Here is a 22180-nt window from a genome sequence, read left to right on the forward strand (position 1 = left end):
ATATTGAGATATGAGGCCTGCACAATGGATCTCGAAGCCTGGTCGGCACGACTGAAAGTCCTGGCGGACGCCACCCGGGTACGCCTGCTGGCGCTGCTGGAGGGCGAAGAGCTGACCGTGGCCGAACTGTCCTCGATCACCCGGCTGGCCCAGCCGCGGGTCTCGACCCATCTGGCCCGCCTCAAGGAGGCCGGCCTGGTCCGCGATCGCCGCGCCGGCGTGTCGGCCTATTACCGGTTCGACGCCGAGGCTCTCGACACCGCCCAGCGCGCGCTCTGGCGCACGCTGCGGGAAGGCAGCGACGACCCGCTGCTGCGCCAGGACGCCGAGCGCATTCCGGGGGTGCTCGCGGCCCGCGCCGCCGACGCCAACTGGGCGGACAGCGTGGCCGGCGACATGGAACGCCACTACTCGCCGGGCCGCACCTGGGAGGCGCTGGCCCGTTCGGCCCTGCCCCTGCTCAGCCCCGGCAAGGTGCTGGACATCGCCTCCGGCGACGGCGTGCTGGCCGAACTGCTGGCGCCGCACGCGCAGGAGTACATCTGCATCGACGCCAGCGCCCGCGTGGTCGCCGCCGCCAGCGATCGCCTGCGCCGCTTCGGCCATGTCGAGGTGCGCGAGGGCGACATGCACGCCCTGCCCTTCGAGGACGGCCACTTCGACCTCGTGGTGCTGATGCATGCCCTGACCTACGCGGCGCGGCCCGCGGTGGCGGTGGCCGAAGCCGCGCGCGTGCTGCGCCCCGGCGGCCGCCTGCTGCTCAGCAGCCTCGCCCGGCACGAACACCGCGCCGCGGTCGAGGCCTACGGCCACGTCAACCTCGGCTTCAGCGACAAGGACCTGCGCAAATTCATGGACAAGGCCGGGCTGGAGATCTCCAGTTCGGAAACCGTGACCCGCGAGAAGCGTCCGCCGCATTTCGAAGTGATCTCGCTGATCGGAACCCGCCCGTGACTCCCGCCGCGACACCTATCGACGATTCCGCCATGGACAGCCTGCCTTTCCTGCACCCCGAACGCGCCGAACGACTCGACGCCGCCCTGCGCCAGCGCATCCTGCTGCTCGACGGCGCCATGGGCACGATGATCCAGCAATACGCGCTGGGCGAAGACGACTACCGCGGCCAGCGCTTCGCCGCCGGTTTCGATGCCGAGGCCGACGCCACAGCCGACCATGCCCACGGGCCGGGCTGCGGCTGCGCGCGCGACCAGAAAGGCAACAACGACCTGCTGTCGCTCACCCGGCCGGACATCATCCGCGACATCCATGCCGCCTATCTCGATGCCGGCGCGGATCTGATCGAAACCAACACCTTCAACTCGACCACGATCTCGCTGGCCGACTACGGTCTGGAGCATCTGGCCCGCGAGTTGAACGAGACCGGCGCGCGCCTCGCCCGTACCGCCTGCGACGCCGCGGAAGCCGCCGATCCCTCGAAGCCGCGGTTCGCGATCGGCGTGCTCGGCCCGACCAGCCGCACCGCCTCGATCAGCCCGGACGTGAACCGCCCGGGCTTCCGCGCGATTTCCTTCGACGAACTGCGCGTGGCCTACCGCGAAGCGACCGAAGGCCTGATCGACGGCGGCGCCGACGTGATCATGGTCGAGACCATCTTCGACACGCTCAACGCCAAGGCCGCGCTGTTCGCGGTGGAGGAAGTGTTCGAAGCCCGCGGCGGCCGCCTGCCGGTGATGATCTCCGGCACGATCACCGATGCCTCGGGTCGCACGCTCTCGGGCCAGACCGCCGAGGCGTTCTGGTATTCGCTGCGCCATGCGAAACCGCTGGCGATCGGCCTGAACTGCGCGCTCGGCGCCAAGGACCTGCGCGCACACGTCGACGTGCTGGCGCAGGTCGCGGACACCCATGTCAGCACCCATCCCAACGCCGGCCTGCCGAACGCGTTCGGCGGCTACGACGAAACGCCCGAGGACATGGCCGCGGTGCTGCGCGAATTCGCGGCCTCCGGCCTGCTGAACATCGTCGGCGGCTGCTGCGGCACCACCCCGGCCCACATCCGCGCGATCGGCGACGCCGTCGCCGATCTGCCACCGCGCGCCCTGCCCACCTCCCAGGCCCGGGCGGCATGAACACGATGATCACGGACGACATCATCATGGACGACATCATCACCGACGGTAGCATCACGGACGGCGGCAGCGACGACACGACGGACGACACCGCCGGGCACGCGCTGCCGCGCTTCACCCGGCTGAGCGGCCTGGAACCGCTGGTGATCACGCCGGAGACGAATTTCGTCAACGTCGGCGAACGCACCAACGTCACCGGCTCGGCGCAGTTCAAGAAGCTGATCCTGGAAGGCCGCTACGACGAAGCCGTCGCCGTCGCCCGACAGCAGGTGGAGAACGGCGCCCAGGTGCTCGACGTCAACATGGACGAGGGCATGCTGGACTCCGCGAAGGCGATGGTGGAGTTCATCAACCTGATTTCCGCCGAACCCGACATCGCCCGCATCCCGGTGATGGTCGACAGTTCCAAGTTCGACGTGATCGAAGCCGGGCTCAAGTGCCTGCAGGGCAAGGGCATCGTCAATTCGATCTCGATGAAGGAAGGCGAAGCCGAATTCCTGCGCCAGGCGCGGCTGGTGCGCCGCTACGGCGCCGCGGTCGTGGTCATGGCCTTCGACGAACAGGGCCAGGCCGACACCTTCGAACGCAAGGTCGAGATCTGTTCGCGCGCCTACGCGCTGCTCACGGAGAAGATCGGCTTCCCGCCCGAGGACATCATCTTCGACCCCAACGTGTTCGCGATCGCCACCGGCATCGAGGAACACAACGATTACGCGGTCGCCTTCATCGACGCCGCGCGCGAACTGAAGCGGCGCTTTCCGCTGAGCCACATTTCCGGCGGCGTTTCCAACGTCTCGTTCTCGTTCCGCGGCAACGAAGCCGTGCGCCAGGCGATCCACGTGGTGTTCCTGTACCACGCGATCCGCGCCGGCATGGACATGGGCATCGTCAACGCCGGCGCGCTGCCGCTGTACGACGATCTCGACGCCGACCTGCGCGAGCGGGTCGAGGACGTGGTGCTGAACCGCCGCGCCGATTCCACCGAACGCCTGCTCGAGATCGCCGATCGCTTCAAGGGCAAGAAGGGCGAAAAGAAGGTCGAGGACCTGCGCTGGCGCGAGAAGCCGGTGCGCGAACGCCTGGCGCACGCGCTGGTGCACGGCATCGACCAGTACATCGACATCGACACCGAGGAAGCGCGCGCGCAGTCGACGCGGCCGCTGGACGTGATCGAAGGCCCGCTGATGGACGGCATGAACGCGGTCGGCGATCTGTTCGGCGCCGGCAAGATGTTCCTGCCGCAGGTGGTGAAATCGGCGCGGGTGATGAAGAAGGCCGTGGCCTATCTGCTGCCGTATATCGAAGCGGAAAAACTGCGCACCGGCGATGCCGGCAAGAACAACGGCAAGATCGTGCTGGCCACGGTCAAGGGCGACGTGCACGACATCGGCAAAAATATCGTTGGCGTGGTCCTGGCCTGCAACAACTTCGAGGTGATCGACCTCGGCGTGATGGTGCCGGCGCAGACCATCCTCGACCGCGCGAAGGAAGAGAACGCCGACATCATCGGCCTGTCCGGCCTGATCACGCCGTCGCTGGAGGAAATGAGCCACGTCGCGCGCGAAATGCAGCGTCAGGGCTTCGCGATGCCGCTGCTGATCGGCGGCGCCACCACGTCGCGCGCGCACACCGCGCTGAAGATCGACCCGCACTACGCCTCGCCGACGGTGTGGGTGAAGGACGCCTCGCGCGCGGTCGGCGTGGCCCAGTCGCTGATCTCGAAGGAATTGCGCGAGGGTTTCGTCGCAGCCAACGACGGCGACTACGCCGAGATCCGCCAGCGTCATCGCAACCGCGGCGACGCCAAACGGCTGGTCTCGCTGGAGAAGGCACGCGGCCAGCGCTTCGACGGCGGCTGGGACGACTACGCGCCGCCGGCGCCGCGCACGCCCGGCATCACCGTGTTCGACGACTACCCGCTGGCCGAACTGGTCGAGTACATCGACTGGACGCCGTTCTTCAGCACCTGGGAACTGGCCGGCAAATACCCCGCGATCCTCGAGGACGACATCGTCGGCCCGCAGGCCACGGAACTGTTCCGCGACGCCCGCGCCATGCTCGCGCGGATCGTCGAAGAGAAGTGGCTCACGGCGAAGGGCGTGTTCGGAATCTGGCCGGCGAACAGCGTCGGCGACGATGTCGTCCTCGCCATCGATGGCCGCCAGGAAACCCTCCACTTCCTCCGCCAGCAGGTCGACAAGCCCGCCGACCGCCCGGACTTCTGCCTCGCCGACTTCATCGCGCCGACGACCTCGGGAAAACAGGACTGGATCGGTGCGTTCGCGGTGACCGCGGGTCTCGGCATCGAGCCGCACGTGGCGCGCTTCGAGGCCGACCACGACGACTACAACGCGATCCTGCTCAAGGCGCTGGCCGACCGTCTCGCCGAAGCCTTCGCCGAGCGCCTGCACCAGCGCGTGCGCCGCGAGTTCTGGGGCTATGCCGACGACGAGACGCTCGACAACGACGCGCTGATCGACGAGGCCTACCGCGGCATCCGTCCGGCGCCCGGCTATCCGGCCTGTCCCGAGCACAGCGAGAAGGCGACCCTGTTCCGCCTGCTGGACGCACCCGACCGTGCCGGCATGTCGCTGACCGAGAGCTTCGCGATGCTGCCGGCCGCGGCCGTCTCCGGCTATTACTTCAGCCACCCGCAGAGCCAGTATTTCGTGGTCGGCCGGGTATCGAAGGAGCAGGCCGAGGACTACGCCCGGCGCAAGGGCGTGTCGCTGGCGCAGGCCGAACGCTGGCTGGCCTCGAATCTGGATTACGATCCCGAGTGACGCGCGGCCGCCGGCCGCGCATGCATCCCCGCAATCCCGTGACCGACACCCTCGTCTTCTCCCACGCCAACGGGTTCCCGCTCCCGGTGTATCGCCGGATGCTGGAAAGCCTGCGGCCCGACTTCGACAGCGCGGGCGTGCTGCGCTTCGGCCACGATCCGTCGCGCCCGGTGACCGTGGGCTGGCCGTATCTGGTCGACGAACTGGTCGAATTCGTCAACGCCCTGCCCGACCGCGGCGGTCCGCTGTGGCTGGTGGGGCATTCGCTGGGCGGCTATCTCAGCGTGCTCGCCGCCGAGCGCCTCCACCCGCGCGTCGCCGGCATCGTGCTGCTGGACTCGCCGGTGATCGCCGGGGTCAGCGCGGCGATGGTGCGCTTCGGCCGCGCGACCGGGCTGGACCGGCTGGTGATGCCGCTGCGCCAGACCCTGCAGCGGCGGAAGCACTGGCCCGACGTGGACGCCGTGCACGCGCATTACGCCGCCAAGACCATGTTCGCGCGCTGGGACCCGCGGATGCTGCGCGACTACGCCGAGCACTGCACGATCTCCGACGGCCGCGGCCAGCGCGAACTGCTGTTCGACCGCGAGATCGAATACCGGATCTACCGCTCGCTGCCAACCGCGCGGGTCGCGGACACCGGCGCGAAGCTGCGGGTACCAGTCGCCTTCATCGGCGGCCGCCGCTCGCGCGAGGTGCGCCACGTCGGGCTGGGTGCCACCCGCGCGCTGGTCGGCCCGCGGCTGTACTGGACCGGCGGCAGCCATCTGTTCCCGATGGAGACGCCGGACGAAACGGCGCGGCTGATCCGCGACGCCATCGACGCGATGCGCGATCATGCCGATCGCCCGGCGGAGACGGCGCCCCGCGGAGACATCGCCCCGCGACATCCGGCGGACCGCATGAGAGAGACCGCATGAGCGACGATCGCGACGACATCGACACCGCCGACGCCGGCACCGACGGCAACCGGGCGTTCCTGCTGAAACATGCCGCGCCCGGACGCATCGGCCTGTGCGCGGGCGGCGACGTCCTGAGCAAGGTGATCCGCAAGGCGCAGTCGCCGCTGACCCGCGACGGCCACCGCAGCCTGTGGTCGCACGCCTTCCTGTTCAGCGAGCGCCGCAGCGACGGCCACTGGTGGGTGATCGAATCCGATCTCGACCTGCGCTATCGGCAGATGCGCCTCGGGGTGCAGGAAAACCGGCTGTCGCGGTATTTCGACGCCGGCGATTTCCCCAACATCGCGGTGCTGGATTTCGGCCTTGACGACGCGCAGACGCGACAGGTGCTCACCGCCGGCCTCGACCTGCTCTCGGGCCTCACGCGTTATTCGCTGAGCGAACTCGTCGGCACCATGTTCGCGATGCACAGCAGCCGCCTGCGCCAGCGCGACAATCTGCTGGCGAAGGAAGGCGCGCTGTACTGCTCGGCGATGGTGCAGCACTGTTACGCGGCGGCCGGCATCGACCTGCTGCCGGGCGTGTCGGGCAAGAACCTCGCGCCACACGACATCGCCGACTCGCCGCTGCCGCATGCCGCGCACCGGCTGGTCCGCGACCTCGGCATCTCCAGCCTGCGCACGTTCGCGCACAGCGCCGAAGCGCTGCTGGCGACGCCGATGGACGAGTTGTTCTGACCATATCTTAAAGCCGCGAGCAATTCTGCAAGGCCCACGAGATCGCGCTTCTGTAGGAGCGCCGGAAGGCGCGAAGCCCGCAACGCTGCCGAGCGCCGTTGATCGTGATCCGACCGATAGATAGCCGACGACACCTGAAAGCGAATTTCGCGGGTGTCGCGCCTGCCGGCGCTCCTACAGTACGGCGATTACGCGAGGTGACGACCCTTACCGTCAACGCGTACTCAACACACTCACCACACCAGATCGTCCGGCACCTGATATTTCGGATCCGCGTAGGGATCCTCTTCGGCGGTCGCGTTCGGATCGACCTTCAGCGCCACGGCCGCCGGGAAGATCGCTTCGGCTTCGGCCAGCAGCGCAGCGGTCACCAGCAGATAGCGGCCGTCGAGCTGGACCACGCCGAGTTCGCCGGCGTTGAGCTGCCTGAGCTGCGCTGCGTTGACGTAGATGCGCTTGATCTTGTTGCCGTAGCTGAAATGACGGGCGACATCGGCGGCCGGATCGTTGAGGCCCTTGTCCTTCACCAGTTCGGCGACCTTCGCCTTCGCCTCGCGGCGCAGCCGCGCTTCTTCCTGCTTCACCCGCTCGGCTTCGATCCGCTCTTCCTTCTCGCGCTGCGCGCGGATGGCGTAGGCCTTGGCCAGATCGATCTCTTCCTGGGTGCGCGGCTTGCGCTGCGCATTCGCGTCGGGCCGCCGCTGCGGGCGCGGGCCGCGTCCGTCCGGCTTGCCGCCGGGCCGATCGCCGGGCTTGTGATGGCCGCCCGGCTTGCCGGCGTGCGCGGGCTTGCCGCCGGCAGGACGCGCGCCGTCGTGGCGCGGCTTCGGCGGGACGTTGGGTTTCTCGGGTTTGGGCGCCGGCTTGAAGCCGAGGCCGAGCAGCTGGTCGCGCAGGGAATCGCTCATGGCATCGGTCTGTCGGTACGGTCTGTCGGTCGGGGCGGTCAGTAATGCGGCGGCGGCGGTTCGCTGGCCGGATCGGCCATCACGTCGCCGCGGTGGAGTTTCAGATCTTCGAGCACGCGGCGCAGCAGGTCGGCGCTGCGCGCGGCTTCGTTGCGCAGCTCGGCCAGGGCATCGCTGAGCTCGGTCATCGCATGCTCCTGGAACGCGAGCCGCGTCTCCAGTTCGACGATGCGATCGTGCAGCGCGGGCTGTTCGTCGGCGGACATGCGCGTCGACGGCTCAGCGCGACTGAATCGAGCGCCCGCGCCCGATCCCGTAATAGGCCAGCCCGGCGGCTTCGATCTCGGCCGGGTCGTACAGATTGCGCCCGTCGAACACCGCGGCGTCCTTCAACGCGACCTTGAGCTTCGCGAAATCCGGGCTGCGGAACTGTTTCCACTCGGTCACGACGACCAGCGCATCGGCGCCCTGCAGCGCGTCGGATGCGTGCTCGCACAGGGTCAGGTCGCTGCGCTCGCCGAAGATGCGGCCCGCTTCGTGCGCGGCCTCGGGATCGAAGGCGCGCACGGTGGCGCCCGCCTCCCACAGCAGACGCAGCAGCGTGCGGCTGGAGGCTTCGCGCATGTCGTCGGTGTTCGGCTTGAACGCGAGCCCCCAGACCGCGAAGGTCTTGCCGCGCAGCGCGGCTTCGTCGCCGTAGTGGCGCACGATCAGCTCGAACAGATGTTCCTTCTGGCGATGATTCACCGACTCCACCGCATCCAGCAGCTCGGCGCGATAGCCGTACTGCTGCGCGGTGCGCGCCAGCGCCTGGACATCCTTCGGGAAACAGGAGCCGCCGTAGCCGGCGCCCGGATAGATGAAATGCCAGCCGATGCGCGGGTCGGAGCCGATGCCCTGGCGCACCATTTCCACGTCGGCGCCGACTTTTTCGGCGATGTTCGCGATCTCGTTCATGAAGCTGATCTTGGTCGCCAGCATCGCGTTGGCGGCGTACTTGGTCAGCTCGGCCGAGCGCACGTCCATCACCACGATGCGCTCGTGGTTGCGGTTGAACGGCGCGTACAGGCGCTTGAGTTTCTCGATCGCGACCGCGCTGTCGGCGCCGATCACGATGCGATCCGGACGCATGCAGTCCTCGACCGCAGCGCCTTCCTTCAGGAATTCGGGGTTCGAGACCACGTCGTAGGCGACATCGGCGCCGCGCGCGGCCATCGCGGCCGCGATCGTCGCGCGCACCTTGTCGGCGGTGCCGACCGGCACGGTGGATTTGTCGACGACCACCGCGGGGCGCTGCAGATGGGTGCCGATGGTCTTGGCGACCGCCAGCACGTACTGCAGGTCGGCGCTGCCGTCTTCGTCGGGCGGCGTGCCGACGGCGATGAAGATCACGTCCCCGTGCGCGATGGCGGCAGCGGCGTCGGTGGTGAATTCGAGACGGCCCTCGGCGAAATTCGCCTTGACCATCGGTTCGAGGCCCGGCTCGTAGATCGGGATCACGCCGTTGCGCAGGCCTTCGATCTTGGCCGTGTCGATGTCGACGCAGACCACGTGGTGGCCGACCTCGGCCAGGCAGGTACCGGTCACGAGGCCGACGTAGCCGGTGCCGAAGATGGTGACGCGCATGCGGGCCTCGCTGGTATTCCCGGACTATCCGGTCTTGCTGGAATGCATCGATGCGCCGCCGCGGACGGCGGCGCATCGGGTGATCGCACGCGACGCGTGCGGCTCGTCGAACGGACGCGACGATCGGTGCTCGACGATCGGTGCTCGACGCTTACTGCTTGACGATCTCGATCAGCTCGACCTCGAACACCAAGGTGGCGTTCGGCGGGATCGGGCCACCCGGGGTGCCCTGCTCGCCGTAGCCGAGGTTGGCCGGGATCCACAGCTTGTACTTGCTGCCCACCGGCATCAACTGCAGCGCTTCGGTCCAGCCCGGGACCACCGAGTTCAGCACGAACTGCGCCGGCTCCTTGCGGTCGATCGAGCTGTCGAACTTGGTGCCGTCCAGCAGCGTGCCGGTGTAGTGCACCTTGACCGAATCGGTCGCCTTCGGCTTCGGGCCCTTGCCTTCGGTCACGACCTGGTACTGCAGGCCCGACGCGGTGGTGGTCACGCCCGGCTTCTTGCCGTTCTCGGCGAGGAACTTGGCGCCGGCTTCGAGGTTCTTCTTGCCCTGCGCTTCCATCTCGGCCTGCTTCTTGGCCATTTCTTCCTGCTGCTTCGCCTGCATCTTGGTGGCGAAGGCCTGCATCACCTTCATCGCCTGCTCATCGTTCAGCAGCGGCTTCTTGTCGGCGAACACATCGTTGATCGCGCGCTGCAGCGTGGCCATGTCGACCTCGTCCTTCATCGGCTTCAGCGACTTGCCGATGTCCATGCCGATCATGTAGCTGATCTGCTGCTTTTCGGTCGGCAGGCCTTCGATCTTGCCGGCGGCGCCTTCCGCGGCATCGGCCTTGGCATCGGCCTTGTCGCCGGCGGCGGCGTCCTTTTCGATCGGCTTGCAGGCGGCCAGCGCCAGCACGCAGGTGGCGACAGCGGCGGCGAGGGTCAGATTACGCGAGAGTTTCATCAACAGGGACTCCTGGGGTGGGTACGCATCGCCACGGCGTTGCGAGAGGGTGTCGGGGGAATGGGGTTCGGGGAAAGGCGGGTGTCGTGCGCGAAGCGGAAGGATGTCAGAGGATTTCGAGCAGTTCGACGTCGAAGGTCAGCACGCTGCCCGGCGGGATCGGACCGCCCGGCGTGCCCTGATCGCCGTAGGCGAGCGCGGCCGGAATCCAGAACCGGTATTTGGCGTTGAGCGGCATCAGTTGCAGGCCTTCGGTCCAGCCCGGAATCACCGCGCCGAGCAGGAACTGGGCGGGTTCGTTGCGATCAAAGGAGCTGTCGAATTTGGTGCCGTCCAGCAGCGTGCCGGTGTAATGCACCTTCACGGTGTTCTCTGCGGTGGGCTTCGCGCCCTTGCCGGCGGCGACGACCTGATACTGCAGGCCCGACGCGGTGGTGATCACGCCGGGCTTCTTGCCGTTCTGCGCGAGGAAAGCGGCGCCCGCGGCGAGGTTGCGGTCGAGCGCGGCCTTCTGATCGGCCTGCTGCTTGGCCTGGATCTTCTGCGAGAACGCCTGCCCCACCGCGGCGAGTTCCTGTTCGTCGAGCAGCAGCGTCTTGCCGCCGAGGACATCGTCGATCGCGCGCTTGAGCGCGGCGGCATCGATCTCGCCCGCCAGCGGCTTGAGCGATTTGCCGATATCGACGCCGATCATGTAGCTGACGCGATCCTTCTCGGTCGGCAGGGCGGCATTCTGGGCCGCGGCCTGCGCGGAGAGGAAGAACGCGGACGCGGCGATGACTGCGGCGGCGAGCGGGGAACGGGCGAATCTCATCGTTGAAGCTCCATGGGAATGCGGTCGTACGGAACGCCGGCATGGCGGACCGCGGGGGAAGGATGGCGTTTGGCGGTCAGGGCATGCCGAGCAGTTCGACGTCGAAGACCAGGGTTTCGTTGGGGCCGATCTGCGGTGGGCTGCCGCGCTCGCCGTAGGCGATCGGACCCGGGATCCAGAGGCGATACTTCGCGCCGACGGGCATCAGCATCAGACCTTCGGTCCAGCCGGCGATGAGCTCGTTCAACGCGAACACCGCGGGCTGGCCGCGCTGATAGCTGCTGTCGAAGACCTTGCCCGACAGCAACGCGCCCTCGTAATTCACGCGGACGCGTTCGCTGATCCGCGGCCGGCGTCCGTTGCCCTGACGGAGCACGCGATACTGCAGGCCGGACGAGGTGGTGATGACGCCCGGCTCGGTGCGGTTCTTCGCGAGGAACGCGGCGCCGGCCTGCGCATTCCTGCGCGCCTCCTGCGATGCGCGGGTCTTGGCGAAGGCGTCGCGGATCTGGCCCAGCTCGGCATCCGTCAGCAGCGGCTTCGACGACGACATCATCGTGCGCACGGCCTGCAGGAACACCGGCATGTCGATCTCGTCCTGGATCGACGCGAGCGAGCGCCCGACATCGGCGCCGATCATGAAACCGACCTTGTCCTTCGCCACCGCGGGCGGCTGCATGCCCGGCGGCAGACCCGGCACCGGGCGGCCGCCGCGCTCGGCGACGCGCTGCATCAGCGCCGTGCCCACGGCCTTGGATTCCTCGTCGGAGAGCAGCGGCTCGCCGCCGGCGAATGCGTTGCGGATCGCGCGTTCGAAGGCGGCCATGTCCAGATCGGGGCCTGCGCTGGCGACCGAACGCCCGACATCGGCGCCGATCATGTAGCTCACCTTGTCGCGGTCGGTGGTCAGCGCGGTCTTGTCTTCCGCCTGCGCCCACATCGACCACGACAGCGCCGCCACCGCCATCCAAGCGGCCAGGCCGCGCACACGGACACTCATCGAACTCTCCAGAAAACGGGTTTCGCCATCGCGCGCCTCCAACCCGGTGCGCACGATGCCGGTCGCCTATTGTCGCGGCCGGCGCGGATGCGGGCAATCGTCGCCGCGGACATCAGCGACCCGGGGCTGCGGCCGGCTGCGGCTTCGCCTTCAGGGCAGCCTCGATGGCCTGGATCACTTCCGGTGCGTCCGGCTTGGTCCGGCTGCCGAACGTCGCCACCACCTTGCCGTCGCGACCGATGAGGTACTTGTGGAAATTCCACTTCGGGCTTTCGCCGGTGGCCGCGGCCAAGGCCTTGTAGAACGGCGTGGTCTGGTCGCCGGTGACGTGCACCTTCTGGAACATCGGGAATTTCACGCCGTAGGTGAGCGTGCAGAACTCCTGGATCTTCTTCTCGTCGGTGTATTCCTGGGACATGAAGTCGCCCGAGGGGAAGCCCAGGACGGAGAAACCGCGGGCCTTGTAGCGTGCGTGCAGGCCTTCGAGAGCCTCGAACTGGGGCGTGAAACCGCATTTGCTGGCGGTATTGACCACCAGCAGCACCTGTCCCGAGTAGGTCTTGCCGAGATTCACGGGGGTTTTGCCGGCGAGGGGCCGGTAGCTGTGGTCCAGCAGCCCGCCCGCGGCCAACGCCAAGGCAGACAAGGCGCACAAGCCCAGCAGGATCAGGGATTTCGTCAGAAATCGGGGCATGGGTAGGTCTCCGGGCAAGGGAAAGGCCGGAGTATGACTTCAGTTGGGTCGGAAAGGTTTCCCGGGGGCTTGACCGGGCGTGTCTTGGTGTTATAGTTGCATACAACACCAGTCAACACGAACAGGAGTTGACCATGCCCCGCAAGCTCATGCACTCCGTACGCGCCCTCGGCATCGCGCTGAGCCTCCTCACCGTTGGCCTCATCGCCAGCGCCCCCGTTCCGCCTCCGTCCGGCGCCTTCGCCGAACAGGGCGTCGCGCCCCTTCCCTCCGAGGCCCGCGTCGGCACGACGCAATCTCCGGCCAAGGCCTACAAGCGCAATCGCCGGGCCCAGGCCCGCGAAGCGATGGCGCTGCCCTTCTTCTCCTTCGCGCAGGGACTGCGCAGCGGCAACGGGAGCTGACCCACATGACTGCCATCCAGTGGAGCGACGGCGCTCCGATCTATCGCCAGCTGAAGGACCGGGTCATCGCGATGATGCTCGACGGTCTGCTGAAGCCCGGCGACCCCCTCCCCTCGGTGCGCCAGGTGGCCGCCGAATACCAACTGAACCCCATCACCGTCTCGCGCGCCTACCAGGAACTGGCGGACGAGGCACTCGTCGAGAAACGCAGAGGACTTGGCATGTACGTCACCGAAGAAGCCTCCAAGAAACTGCTCTCCAGCGAGCGCGACCGTTTCCTGCGCGAAGAATGGCCGCTGGTGCTGGAGCGCATCCAGCGCCTGGGCCTCAGCATGCAGGAACTGATGCAGCCGATGGCCGACAAGGCCGGCCCGCGCAGAGGTGACGCATGAACGCCATCGTCTCCGCCCGCGGCCTGCGCAAGGCCTACAAGAACAAGGTCGCGCTCGACAGCACCGATTTCGACATCGGCCCCGGCAAGATCATCGGCCTGATCGGTCCCAACGGCGCCGGCAAGACCACCGCGCTGAAGGCGGTGCTCGGCCTGATCCCGTTCGACGGCGAGCTCAAGGTGCTGGGCCGCGACCCGCGCACCGAGCGCGACGAACTGATGAACGATGTCTGCTTCATCGCCGACGTGGCGGTGCTGCCGCGCTGGATCCGGGTGAGCGAGGCGATCGAATTCGTCGCTGGCGTGCATCCGCGCTTCGACCGCGCCAAATGCGAGCGTTTCCTCGCCAACACCCAGCTCAAGCCCAATCTGCGCGTGCGCGAAATGTCCAAGGGCATGATCGTGCAGTTGCATCTGGCGCTGGTCATGGCGATCGACGCCAAACTGCTGGTGCTGGACGAACCGACGCTCGGCCTCGACATCCTGTACCGCAAACAGTTCTACCAGCGCCTGCTGGAAGATTATTTCGACGAGCAGAAGACGATCGTGATCACCACCCACCAGGTCGAGGAGATCGAACACATCCTGACCGACGTGATGTTCATCCGCGACGGCAAGATCGTGCTCGACGCGACGATGGAAAGCCTCGGCGAACGCTATATCGAAGTGATGCTCAACGCGGATCGCGTCGACGAGGCCCGCGCGATGAAACCGATCGACGAACGCGCGCTGCCGTTCGGCAAGACCGTGATGATGTTCGACGGCGTACCGCTGAACCAGTTGGCCGCGTTCGGCGAAACCCGCATTCCGGGGCTCGCCGACCTGTTCGTCGCCACCATGAAGGGGACCTACGCATGAACACCTCCATCGCCCCCGCGGCCGCCGCCCGCCCGCACAGCGGCTCCGCCTTCGGCTTCGCGCACAAGCTGAAACTGCTGATCAAGCGCGAATACTGGGAAAACCGCAGTTTCCTGTGGGCGCCCGCGATCACCGGCATCATCGCCTCGGTCTTCGCCGTCATCGCCATGATCGGGGTCACGATCTTCGTGCAGAAGGCCAAGCGCGAAGGCGACTTCGGCGATCATTTCAAGATCGACGGCGAAGACCTCGCCGGACGAGGCCTCGGCATCCTCAGCGACGGCATCCTCGCCAACGGCATCATGCTGGCGATGCTGGTGACCATCTTCGTCGTGTTCTTCTACGCCCTGGGCTCGCTGTACGACGAGCGCCGCGACCGCAGCGTGCTGTTCTGGAAATCGCTGCCGGTCTCCGATCTGCAGGTCGTGCTGTCGAAAGTCGCCTGGGCGCTGGTGCTCGGTCCGGTGGTCGGCCTGCTCGTCGGCGTGGCGATCGGCATCGTGATGTGGCTGATCGTGGCGCTCGCCCTGGTGGTGAACGGCATTCCCGGCGTCGGCACCCTGATCACCGGCGCGCGTCCGCTGCATGTGCTGGGCCAGATCTTCGGGGTCATGCCGGTCTACATCGCCTGGTCGGTGCCCACGATCGGCTGGCTGATGCTCTGCTCCGCCTGGTCGCGCCGCTTCCCGTTCCTGTGGGCCGTGCTGATTCCGCTGCTGGGCTGCGCGATGGTGAGCATGACCGGGCAGATCTTCGCCTGGGTCACCGGCGCCGAGTTCCCGCACGAACACCTGTGGTACGTGGTCGCCCTGCGCGGACTGTGCAGCCTGATCCCCGGCCTTTGGTTCGTGAAGGCGGTCGACGGCGATCTGGCGGTGACCAGCGGCGATGGCATCTCGCCGGAACTGGACGTGCTGAGCAGTTGGTCGGCGTTCGGCTCGCTCGACATGTGGATCGGCATCGCGGTCGGCGTGGCCATGATCGCCGCCGCCATCCGCCTCCGCCGCTGGCGGGACGAAGGCTGAGGCTGAAGCAGGCCGCCTGCGCGGCACCGCCGCGCGGCCTGCTGAAGGCCCGGCCATGGATGGCCGGGCGGGGTTCTCCGGAGCCCACGCTGCATCGCCACGGACGGCACGGTGACAGTTCGAACATGGCACCACGCGAGGCACCGCCGCGCGGCCTACACGCCAGATCGCCCTTCCGCTTCCCCCGCTACCGCCCCACGACACGAACACTCCCGGAGAGAATCCCATGCGCATCGCGACGCTCCTGTCCTCCTTCTGCCTGCTGGCGACGCTGCCGTTGTCGTCCCGGGCCGCCGATCTCTGCGAGCATTCCGCCGCGCGCGATCTGGACCTGGATCTGGCCGGCGTGAAGACGCTGGTGTTCGACATCGGCCCGCACGAACTGTCGGTCGCCGGCGGCAAGGCCCGGACCGCGGCCATCCGCGGCAAGGCCTGCGCGTCCGACGCGAAGCGGCTCGACGATCTCGTGCTGAGCCAGCGCCGCGAGGGCGACAAACTGATCGTCGTCGCCGAGCGCAAGGGCGCGATGCACTCGGTGTCCTGGTCGGGGGCGAAATACGGTTACCTCGCGCTGGATGCGACGCTTCCGGAGACCATCGCCGTGCAGGTCAAGCTCGGCTCCGGCGACGCCAGCGTCGACGGCGTCGCATCGCTGGCGGCGGATGTCGGTTCCGGCGATCTCGAAGCGGACCACATCCGCGGCACCGTCTTCGCCGATGTCGGCTCCGGCGACATCGTCGTCCACGATGTCGGGGCGCTGCACGTGGTGTCGGTGGGCTCCGGCGATCTGAACGCGCGCGTCGTCCGCGGCGACGCCACCGTCGGCAGCGTCCATTCCGGCGATCTGCGCATCGATAATGCCGGCGGCCGCGTGCGGATCGCATCGATCGGTTCGGGCGATGCGGAACTTTCGGGCGTCGCCGGCAGCGTGTCGGTGGACAGCATCGGATCCGGCAGCCTGGCAGTGAACGACGTCCGCGGCGATCTCATCGTGCACAGTGTCGGCAGCGGCTCGGTCGGCCATCATGGCGTCGCCGGCCAGGTCCGCGTCCCGTCCGACGACTGACGTACGGCCGCCCCGTTTCCTCATCGAAGTCCTCACAACCCTGCGCAACGGAGCTCGACATGAACGCCATCCGCACCACCGCCATCGCATTGTTGACCTGCCTGCCCCTGTTGGCCTGCTCCGACAACAGCCCCACCCCCGCCGACGTCGCCGATGCGCCCGAGACGATGATCGGCAAGGCGGTGAAGCAGGCGACCGACGAAGCCCGCCAGGAACTCGCCAACGGCAACATCACGCTCTCGCGCAACGGATCGTCGGTCGATGCCGAGATCACGCCGCAGGGCGACCTCCTGGTCGGCGGCAAGGCCGTCCCGATCGACGAGACCCAGCGCAAGCTGCTGCTGGAATACCGCGGCAAGATCGTCAACATCGCCGAAGCCGGCATCGGGATCGGCATCGAGGGCGCGGATCTGGCCGGCAAGGCCGTCGGCGAGGCGCTGAAGGGCGTGTTCACCGGCAACACCGATCAGATCGAACAGAAGATCGAGGCCGAAGCCAAGGGCATCGAACAGGCGGCGACGAAACTGTGCGAGCGGTTGCCGGCCCTGCTCGACGCGCAGAACCGCCTGGCCGCCGCCCTGCCCGCCTTCCAGCCCTACGCGAAGATGGACCAGACCGATGTCGACGAATGCGGCAAGGACGGCAACTTCAACGTCGACATTCCCGGCACCACGATCAACGCCGACATCGCTGGCGATGCGGACGCCGGCAACGCGGCGGCGGAAGCGGAAGCGGCCTCGACCGACGCGAAATGACCGCACGCGATTGATCCGGACCGTCTGATCCTGACAACACGATCCTGACAACACGATCCGGACAACCCCTCCGGACACCCCCTCCGAGTCGGGGCGGCGGATTCAACCGCCGCCTGCGGCGCCCGCGTGCAGACCGCCTTCGGTCAGTGCGGCAGGATCCAGCAGCCGCCTGAGTTCCGCCGCGCCCAGTCCGCTCTTTTCCAGCGCCACATCGAACACCGGACGCCGTTCGCGATACGCCTGCTTGGCGATCGCGGCGGCGTTTTCGTATCCGATCACCGGATTGAGCGCGGTCACCAGAATGGGATTCCGCGCCAATGCATTGGCGATGCGGTCGGCACGGAACACCATGCCGGCGATGGCATCATCGGCCAGGGCGCGCATGGCGTTCGCCAGCAGGCCAATGGCGTCCAGCAGGTCCGCGGCGATCAGCGGCAACATCACATTGAGCTGGAAATTGCCGCTCTGCCCGGCGATGGTGACGGTCGCGTGATGGCCCATGACCTGCGCGCAGACCATGCACACGGCTTCGGGAATCACCGGATTGACCTTGCCGGGCATGATCGACGACCCCGGCTGCAGCGCCGGCAGCTCGATCTCGCCCAGCCCGGCCAGCGGCCCGGAATTCATCCAGCGCAGATCGTTGGCAATCTTCATCAGCGCCACCGCCAGCGTGCTCAGCTGGCCGGACAGTTCCACCGCATCGTCCTGCGCGGCGATGCCCTCGAAGCAGTCGTCGGCGCCGACGAAACGCACGCCGGAGAGGACCGAGAGCGTCTGCGCGACGCGCTTGCCGAACCCGGGATCGGTATTGATGCCGGTACCGACCGCGGTGCCGCCGATCGGCAGCCGGCGCAGGCGCTTGAGGCTGTCGTCGATCCGCATCCGCGCCGAATCCAGCTGCGAGGACCAGGCGCCGAGTTCCTGGGCGAAGGTCAGCGGCATCGCGTCCATCAGATGGGTGCGGCCGGTCTTCACCAGCTTCCGCGCCTCGCGGGCGCGGCGGTCGATGGTGGTGCGCAGATGCTTCAGCGCCGGCAGCAGATCTTCGGTCGCGGCCAGCGTCGCCGACACCCGGATCGCGGCGGGGACGACATCGTTGGAGCTCTGGCCGAGGTTCACGTCATCGTTGGGATGCACCCGGCCGCGGCCGGCGCGCATCACCAGCGCGGCGATCACCTCGTTGGCGTTCATGTTGCTGGAGGTGCCGGAGCCGGTCTGGAAGATGTCGACCGGGAAATGCGCGTCGTGCGCGCCCTCGGCGACTTCCAGCGCGGCCTTGCGGATGGCCGCGGCGCGGGTCTTGGGCAGCAGGCCGAGATTGGCGTTGGTCTGGGCGGCGGCGGCCTTGATCAGGCCGAGGGCGCGGATGAAGCCGCGCGGCATCGGGCGGCCGGAAATGCGGAAGTTGTGCACCGCGCGCTGGGTCTGCGCGCCCCACAGGGCGTCGGCCGGCACCCGCAGCTCGCCCATGCTGTCGCGTTCGGTGCGGTAGGGATCGGGCACGCGCCCGTGCGAGTTGCCGGGGATGGCGCTGCGTCGGGCCATGGGACACTCCTGCACGGGTGAAGTCTGCCGGGGAGCATACGCCCCGGGCGTTTACAATTGCGCTCCCGCCGCCGCCCCCACCCGCGACCACGCCATGTCCGACGCCCAGCTTCTCGCCCTCTCTCCGCTCGATGGCCGCTACGCCGGCAAGGTCGATGCGCTGCGCCCGATCTTCTCGGAATACGGCCTGATCAAGGCCCGGGTGAAGGTCGAGGTCGAATGGCTGCTGGCGCTGGCCGCGGAGCCGGGCATCGTCGAGTTGAAGCCATTTTCCGAGGCCGCCGTCGCCCGGCTGCGCACCCTCGCCGACGGCCTCGACGTGAGCGACGCCGCGCGGGTCAAGGCGATCGAGCGCACCACCAATCACGACGTGAAGGCGGTCGAATATCTCATCAAGGAGCGCCTGAAGGACGATGCCGAACTGGCCCCGGCGCTCGAATTCGTCCACTTCGCCTGCACCAGCGAGGACATCAACAATCTCAGCTATGCGCTGATGCTGAGCGAGGCCCGGCAGACGGTGCTGCTGCCGCGGCTGGACGATCTGATCCAGACGCTGCGCGCCATGGCGCATGCGCACGCCGCCCTGCCGATGCTGTCGCGCACCCACGGCCAGACCGCGTCGCCGAGCACGGTCGGCAAGGAACTCGCCAACGTCGTCGCCCGCCTGCAGCGCCAGGGCGAACTGCTGGCCGGCGCGCAGATGCCGGGCAAGATCAACGGTGCGGTCGGCAACTACAACGCCCACGTCGCCGCCTATCCGGACGTGGACTGGCCCGCGTTCTCGCAGCGCTTCGTCGAATCGCTGGGGCTGGACTGGCAGCCCTACACCACCCAGATCGAGCCGCACGACGGCATCGCCGAGCTGTGCGACGCGCAGAAGCGCATCGACACCATCTGCGTCGACCTGTGCCGCGACATCTGGGGCTACATCTCGCTGGGCTACTTCAAACAGGCGGTGAAGGACGGCGAAGTCGGCAGTTCGACCATGCCGCACAAGGTCAACCCCATCGATTTCGAGAACGCCGAAGGCAACTTCGGCATCGCCAACGCGCTGTTCGAACACTTCGCCGCGAAACTGCCGATCAGCCGCTGGCAGCGCGACCTCACCGATTCCACCGTGCTGCGCGCGCTGGGCACCGCCTTCGGCCACGCGCTGATCGGCTACGACGCCCTGCTGCGCGGCCTGAACAAACTCAGCGCGAATCCCGAGCGCCTGGCCGCCGATCTCGACGCCGCCTGGGAAGTGCTGGCCGAAGCCGTGCAGACGGTGATGCGCCGTCACGGCCTGCCGAACCCCTACGAACAGCTGAAGGCGCTGACCCGCGGCCACGGCATCGACGCGACTTCGATGCGCGCCTTCATCGAAGGCCTCGACCTGCCGGCCGATGCGAAACAGCGCCTGCTCGACATGACCCCGGGCAGCTACACCGGCCTCGCGGCGCGTCTGGCGAAGGAGATCTGACATGGCCAAGCGCACACCCCCACGCAACGCTTCGCTGCCCTACGAAATCGACGCCGCCGGCAACGGCCCGCTGGGCATGCCGCCGGCGGATTTCCTGCGCGATTACTGGCAGAAGCGCCCGCTGCTGATCCGCAACGCGTTTCCGGACTTCGAATCGCCGCTCACGCCGGAAGACCTCGCCGGTCTGGCCTGCGAAGACACCGCGCTGTCGCGCATCGCCCGCTACGATCGCGCCGCCGACGCCTGGAGCATCCGCAGCGGGCCGTTCGCGGAAGAGGAATTTCCGGGCATGCCACACCAGGACTGGACCCTGCTGGTGCAGGACGTGGACAAGTGGGACCCCGACGTGCGCGCGCTGCTCGACGCGTTCGATTTCATGCCGCGCTGGCGCATGGACGACATCATGATCTCGTTCGCGGCGCCGGGCGGTTCGGTCGGCGCCCACATCGACCAGTACGACGTGTTCCTGCTGCAGGGCCAGGGCCATCGCCGCTGGCTGATCGATACCGCGCCGAATCCCGACGAGACCTATCTCGAAGACGTGCCGCTGCGCCTGCTGAAGCACTTCAGGCCCAACCAGGACTGGGTGCTGGCGCCGGGCGACATGCTGTACGTGCCGCCGGGTGTGCCGCACCACGGCATCGCCGAGGACGCCTGCCTGACCATCTCGGTGGGCCTGCGCGCGCCGTCCAGCGCCGAACTGCTGGGCGATTTCGTCGATACCCTGACCTGCGACGCCGACGAATCCGTGCGTTACTCCGATCCCGACCTCGCGCCGCCGGAAGATCTCTGCGAGATCGACGCGACCGCGATGGCCCGCGCGGTCGAAGCGCTGAACAAGTTGCGCATGAACGATCCGGAACGCCTGGGCGACTGGTTCGGCCGTTTCATCAGCCTGTACCGCAGCGCCGGCGTGCCGCTGGACCCGGATCCGCCGCGTTCGCGGATCGAAATCGAATTCGACCTGCAGCAGGGCGCGGTGCTGGCGCGCCATCCGTGGACGCGCGCGGCCTGGCGCCGCAGCACCGAGCACAAGCGCATCGGCAAGCTCTACATCGCCGGACAGATCCACGCCCTGCCGCTGGCCGACGCGAGTCTGCTGGCCGCCGCGCAGGCGCTGGATGCCGATGCCTACGCGTCGCTGTCGCCGGATGGGCAGGCGCTGGTGATCGCGCTGCTCGGCGAAGGGCATTACCACCTCGAATCCGACAGCTTCGACGAGGACGACGATGACCGCGACTGATCGCCCGTCAAATCGACCATTCCGCGTCGAAACGATCGATTACGCGACCGGCGTCGACGACCTGCGCGCAGTGCGCGAGCCGGTGTTCGTACAGGAACAGCAGGTGCCGCTGGCGCTGGAATGGGACGAACTCGACCCGCTGTGCGTGCACGTGATCGCGCGCGACGCGGCCGGTGCGCCCATCGGCACGGGCAGGCTCACGCCGGAGCACAAGATCGGGCGGATGGCGGTCCTGCCCGACTGGCGCGGCCGCGGCGTCGGCGACGGCCTGCTGCTCGCGCTGATCGCCGAGGCGGAACGGCGGCATTGGCCGGAGCTGCATCTGCACGCCCAGGTCTCGGCGGTCGGCTTCTACGTCAAACACGGGTTCGTGCCGGTCGGCGATCGCTTCATGGAAGCCGGCATCGAGCATCAGACCATGCGCCGTCAGCTCGGCGGGCCGACCGCGATCGACACCCGCGACGCGGCGGTGGCCATCGCCTGCGCGGTGATCGCCGGCACCCGCCGCGAACTCTCGATCTACAGCCGCGCGCTGGATCCGGGCCTGTTCGATGCGCCCGAAGTCCTCGACGCGCTGCGCAGGCTCGGCACCCGCCGGCAACGCGTGGATGTCCGCATCCTCCTGCAGGACGCGGACGCGCCGCAGCGCGCGCACGCACCGCTGATCGCCCTCGCCCAGCGCCTGCCCAGCGTGTTCGGTTTCCGCGAAGCGAACGACCCGGCCGACCGCGGCTATGCCTCGGCGTTCATCGTCAACGACGGCAGCGGCTACTACTTCCGCACCCTCGGCAACCGCTTCGACGGCGAAGGCGCGGTGGACGCCGGCGGTCGCGCGCGTCAACTCGCGGACACATTCCAGCCGGTGTGGGAACGCTCGCGCATCGTCACCGAATACCGCGTCCTCGGAGTCTGAGGCGTCGGC

General features: G+C 67.9%; 22 protein-coding genes. 14 read left to right on the forward strand and 8 right to left on the reverse strand.

Annotation, left to right across the window (positions count from 1 at the left end):
• Positions 1–24 precede the first annotated feature (24 nt).
• From ABD974_RS13300 to ABD974_RS13320, 5 genes are read left to right on the forward strand one after another with little or no spacing between them, the layout of a single operon-like run.
• Positions 25–954: an ArsR/SmtB family transcription factor gene (locus ABD974_RS13300; protein WP_425562691.1), complete on the forward strand. Its 930-nt coding sequence runs from the start codon at positions 25–27 to the stop codon at positions 952–954.
• Positions 951–2090, forward strand: a complete 1140-nt coding sequence (locus ABD974_RS13305) for a homocysteine S-methyltransferase family protein (RefSeq protein WP_425562692.1) — start codon at positions 951–953, stop codon at positions 2088–2090. The genes ABD974_RS13300 and ABD974_RS13305 overlap by 4 nt, the downstream gene beginning before the upstream one ends.
• Positions 2087–4873, forward strand: a complete 2787-nt coding sequence (gene metH, locus ABD974_RS13310) for a methionine synthase (RefSeq protein WP_345303820.1) — start codon at positions 2087–2089, stop codon at positions 4871–4873. Before ABD974_RS13305 ends, metH begins: the two co-directional genes overlap by 4 nt.
• 38 nt (positions 4874–4911) lie before the next feature.
• Positions 4912–5793, forward strand: a complete 882-nt coding sequence (locus ABD974_RS13315) for an alpha/beta fold hydrolase (RefSeq protein ID WP_345303821.1) — start codon at positions 4912–4914, stop codon at positions 5791–5793.
• Positions 5790–6512, forward strand: a complete 723-nt coding sequence (locus ABD974_RS13320; protein ID WP_345303822.1) for a hypothetical protein — start codon at positions 5790–5792, stop codon at positions 6510–6512. The genes ABD974_RS13315 and ABD974_RS13320 overlap by 4 nt, the downstream gene beginning before the upstream one ends.
• Before the next feature lie 233 nt (positions 6513–6745).
• On the opposite strand, the gene ABD974_RS13325 is transcribed toward ABD974_RS13320, so the two are convergent.
• The 7 genes from ABD974_RS13325 to ABD974_RS13355 all read right to left on the reverse strand — a co-directional run bounded on the left by ABD974_RS13325 (position 6746) and on the right by ABD974_RS13355 (position 12506).
• Complete coding sequence (locus ABD974_RS13325) at positions 6746–7420, reverse strand: DUF2058 domain-containing protein (RefSeq protein ID WP_345303823.1); 675 nt, start codon at positions 7418–7420, stop codon at positions 6746–6748.
• A gap of 38 nt (positions 7421–7458) precedes the next feature.
• Positions 7459–7686 (reverse strand): SlyX family protein, encoded by a 228-nt coding sequence (locus ABD974_RS13330; RefSeq protein WP_345303824.1) that lies wholly within the window; start codon positions 7684–7686, stop codon positions 7459–7461.
• A gap of 13 nt (positions 7687–7699) precedes the next feature.
• Complete coding sequence (locus ABD974_RS13335) at positions 7700–9046, reverse strand: UDP-glucose dehydrogenase family protein (protein ID WP_345303825.1); 1347 nt, start codon at positions 9044–9046, stop codon at positions 7700–7702.
• A 151-nt stretch (positions 9047–9197) separates the two neighbouring features.
• Complete coding sequence (bamJ, locus tag ABD974_RS13340) at positions 9198–9998, reverse strand: BamJ family beta-barrel-assembly machinery protein (RefSeq protein WP_345303826.1); 801 nt, start codon at positions 9996–9998, stop codon at positions 9198–9200.
• 106 nt (positions 9999–10104) lie between these two features.
• Entirely contained in the window at positions 10105–10812 is a 708-nt protein-coding gene (locus ABD974_RS13345) for an FKBP-type peptidyl-prolyl cis-trans isomerase (RefSeq protein WP_345303827.1), read from the reverse strand.
• A gap of 76 nt (positions 10813–10888) precedes the next feature.
• Positions 10889–11812, reverse strand: a complete 924-nt coding sequence (locus ABD974_RS13350; protein ID WP_345303828.1) for an FKBP-type peptidyl-prolyl cis-trans isomerase N-terminal domain-containing protein — start codon at positions 11810–11812, stop codon at positions 10889–10891.
• A gap of 112 nt (positions 11813–11924) precedes the next feature.
• The gene (locus tag ABD974_RS13355) at positions 11925–12506 is read right to left on the reverse strand and encodes a glutathione peroxidase (RefSeq protein ID WP_345303829.1); all 582 of its coding nucleotides are present in this window, start codon (positions 12504–12506) and stop codon (positions 11925–11927) included.
• A 134-nt stretch (positions 12507–12640) separates the two neighbouring features.
• Here ABD974_RS13355 and ABD974_RS13360 point away from each other — a divergent pair, with 134 nt between their 5' ends.
• The 6 genes from ABD974_RS13360 to ABD974_RS13385 all read left to right on the forward strand — a co-directional run bounded on the left by ABD974_RS13360 (position 12641) and on the right by ABD974_RS13385 (position 17005).
• Entirely contained in the window at positions 12641–12910 is a 270-nt protein-coding gene (locus tag ABD974_RS13360) for a hypothetical protein (RefSeq protein WP_345303830.1), read from the forward strand.
• Between the two features lie 5 nt (positions 12911–12915).
• The gene (locus ABD974_RS13365; protein ID WP_345303831.1) at positions 12916–13302 is read left to right on the forward strand and encodes a GntR family transcriptional regulator; all 387 of its coding nucleotides are present in this window, start codon (positions 12916–12918) and stop codon (positions 13300–13302) included.
• On the forward strand, positions 13299–14159 hold the full coding sequence (locus ABD974_RS13370; protein WP_345303832.1) for an ABC transporter ATP-binding protein: 861 nt from the start codon (positions 13299–13301) through the stop codon (positions 14157–14159). Before ABD974_RS13365 ends, ABD974_RS13370 begins: the two co-directional genes overlap by 4 nt.
• Positions 14156–15184, forward strand: coding sequence for an ABC transporter permease (locus ABD974_RS13375; RefSeq protein ID WP_345303833.1), 1029 nt, complete (start codon positions 14156–14158; stop codon positions 15182–15184). The genes ABD974_RS13370 and ABD974_RS13375 overlap by 4 nt, the downstream gene beginning before the upstream one ends.
• A 226-nt stretch (positions 15185–15410) precedes the next feature.
• Positions 15411–16250, forward strand: coding sequence for a DUF4097 family beta strand repeat-containing protein (locus ABD974_RS13380; protein ID WP_345303834.1), 840 nt, complete (start codon positions 15411–15413; stop codon positions 16248–16250).
• A 59-nt stretch (positions 16251–16309) separates the two neighbouring features.
• Entirely contained in the window at positions 16310–17005 is a 696-nt protein-coding gene (locus tag ABD974_RS13385; protein ID WP_345303835.1) for a YggN family protein, read from the forward strand.
• A gap of 102 nt (positions 17006–17107) precedes the next feature.
• Here the strand turns inward: ABD974_RS13385 and ABD974_RS13390 are convergent, their stop codons facing one another.
• Complete coding sequence (locus tag ABD974_RS13390) at positions 17108–18553, reverse strand: class II fumarate hydratase (RefSeq protein WP_425562693.1); 1446 nt, start codon at positions 18551–18553, stop codon at positions 17108–17110.
• A gap of 94 nt (positions 18554–18647) precedes the next feature.
• On the opposite strand from ABD974_RS13390, the gene purB reads away from it, so the two are divergent.
• The 3 genes from purB to ABD974_RS13405 are packed head-to-tail and all read left to right on the forward strand — an operon-like array spanning position 18648 to position 22171.
• Complete coding sequence (purB, locus tag ABD974_RS13395; RefSeq protein ID WP_345303836.1) at positions 18648–20015, forward strand: adenylosuccinate lyase; 1368 nt, start codon at positions 18648–18650, stop codon at positions 20013–20015.
• 1 nt (position 20016) lies between these two features.
• Entirely contained in the window at positions 20017–21258 is a 1242-nt protein-coding gene (locus ABD974_RS13400) for a JmjC domain-containing protein (protein WP_345303837.1), read from the forward strand.
• Positions 21245–22171 (forward strand): GNAT family N-acetyltransferase, encoded by a 927-nt coding sequence (locus ABD974_RS13405; protein ID WP_345303838.1) that lies wholly within the window; start codon positions 21245–21247, stop codon positions 22169–22171. Before ABD974_RS13400 ends, ABD974_RS13405 begins: the two co-directional genes overlap by 14 nt.
• The last annotated feature ends 9 nt before the right edge of the window (positions 22172–22180 follow it).

This window comes from Lysobacter hankyongensis, assembly GCF_039543145.1.
GTDB lineage: Bacteria > Pseudomonadota > Gammaproteobacteria > Xanthomonadales > Xanthomonadaceae > Lysobacter_I > Lysobacter_I hankyongensis.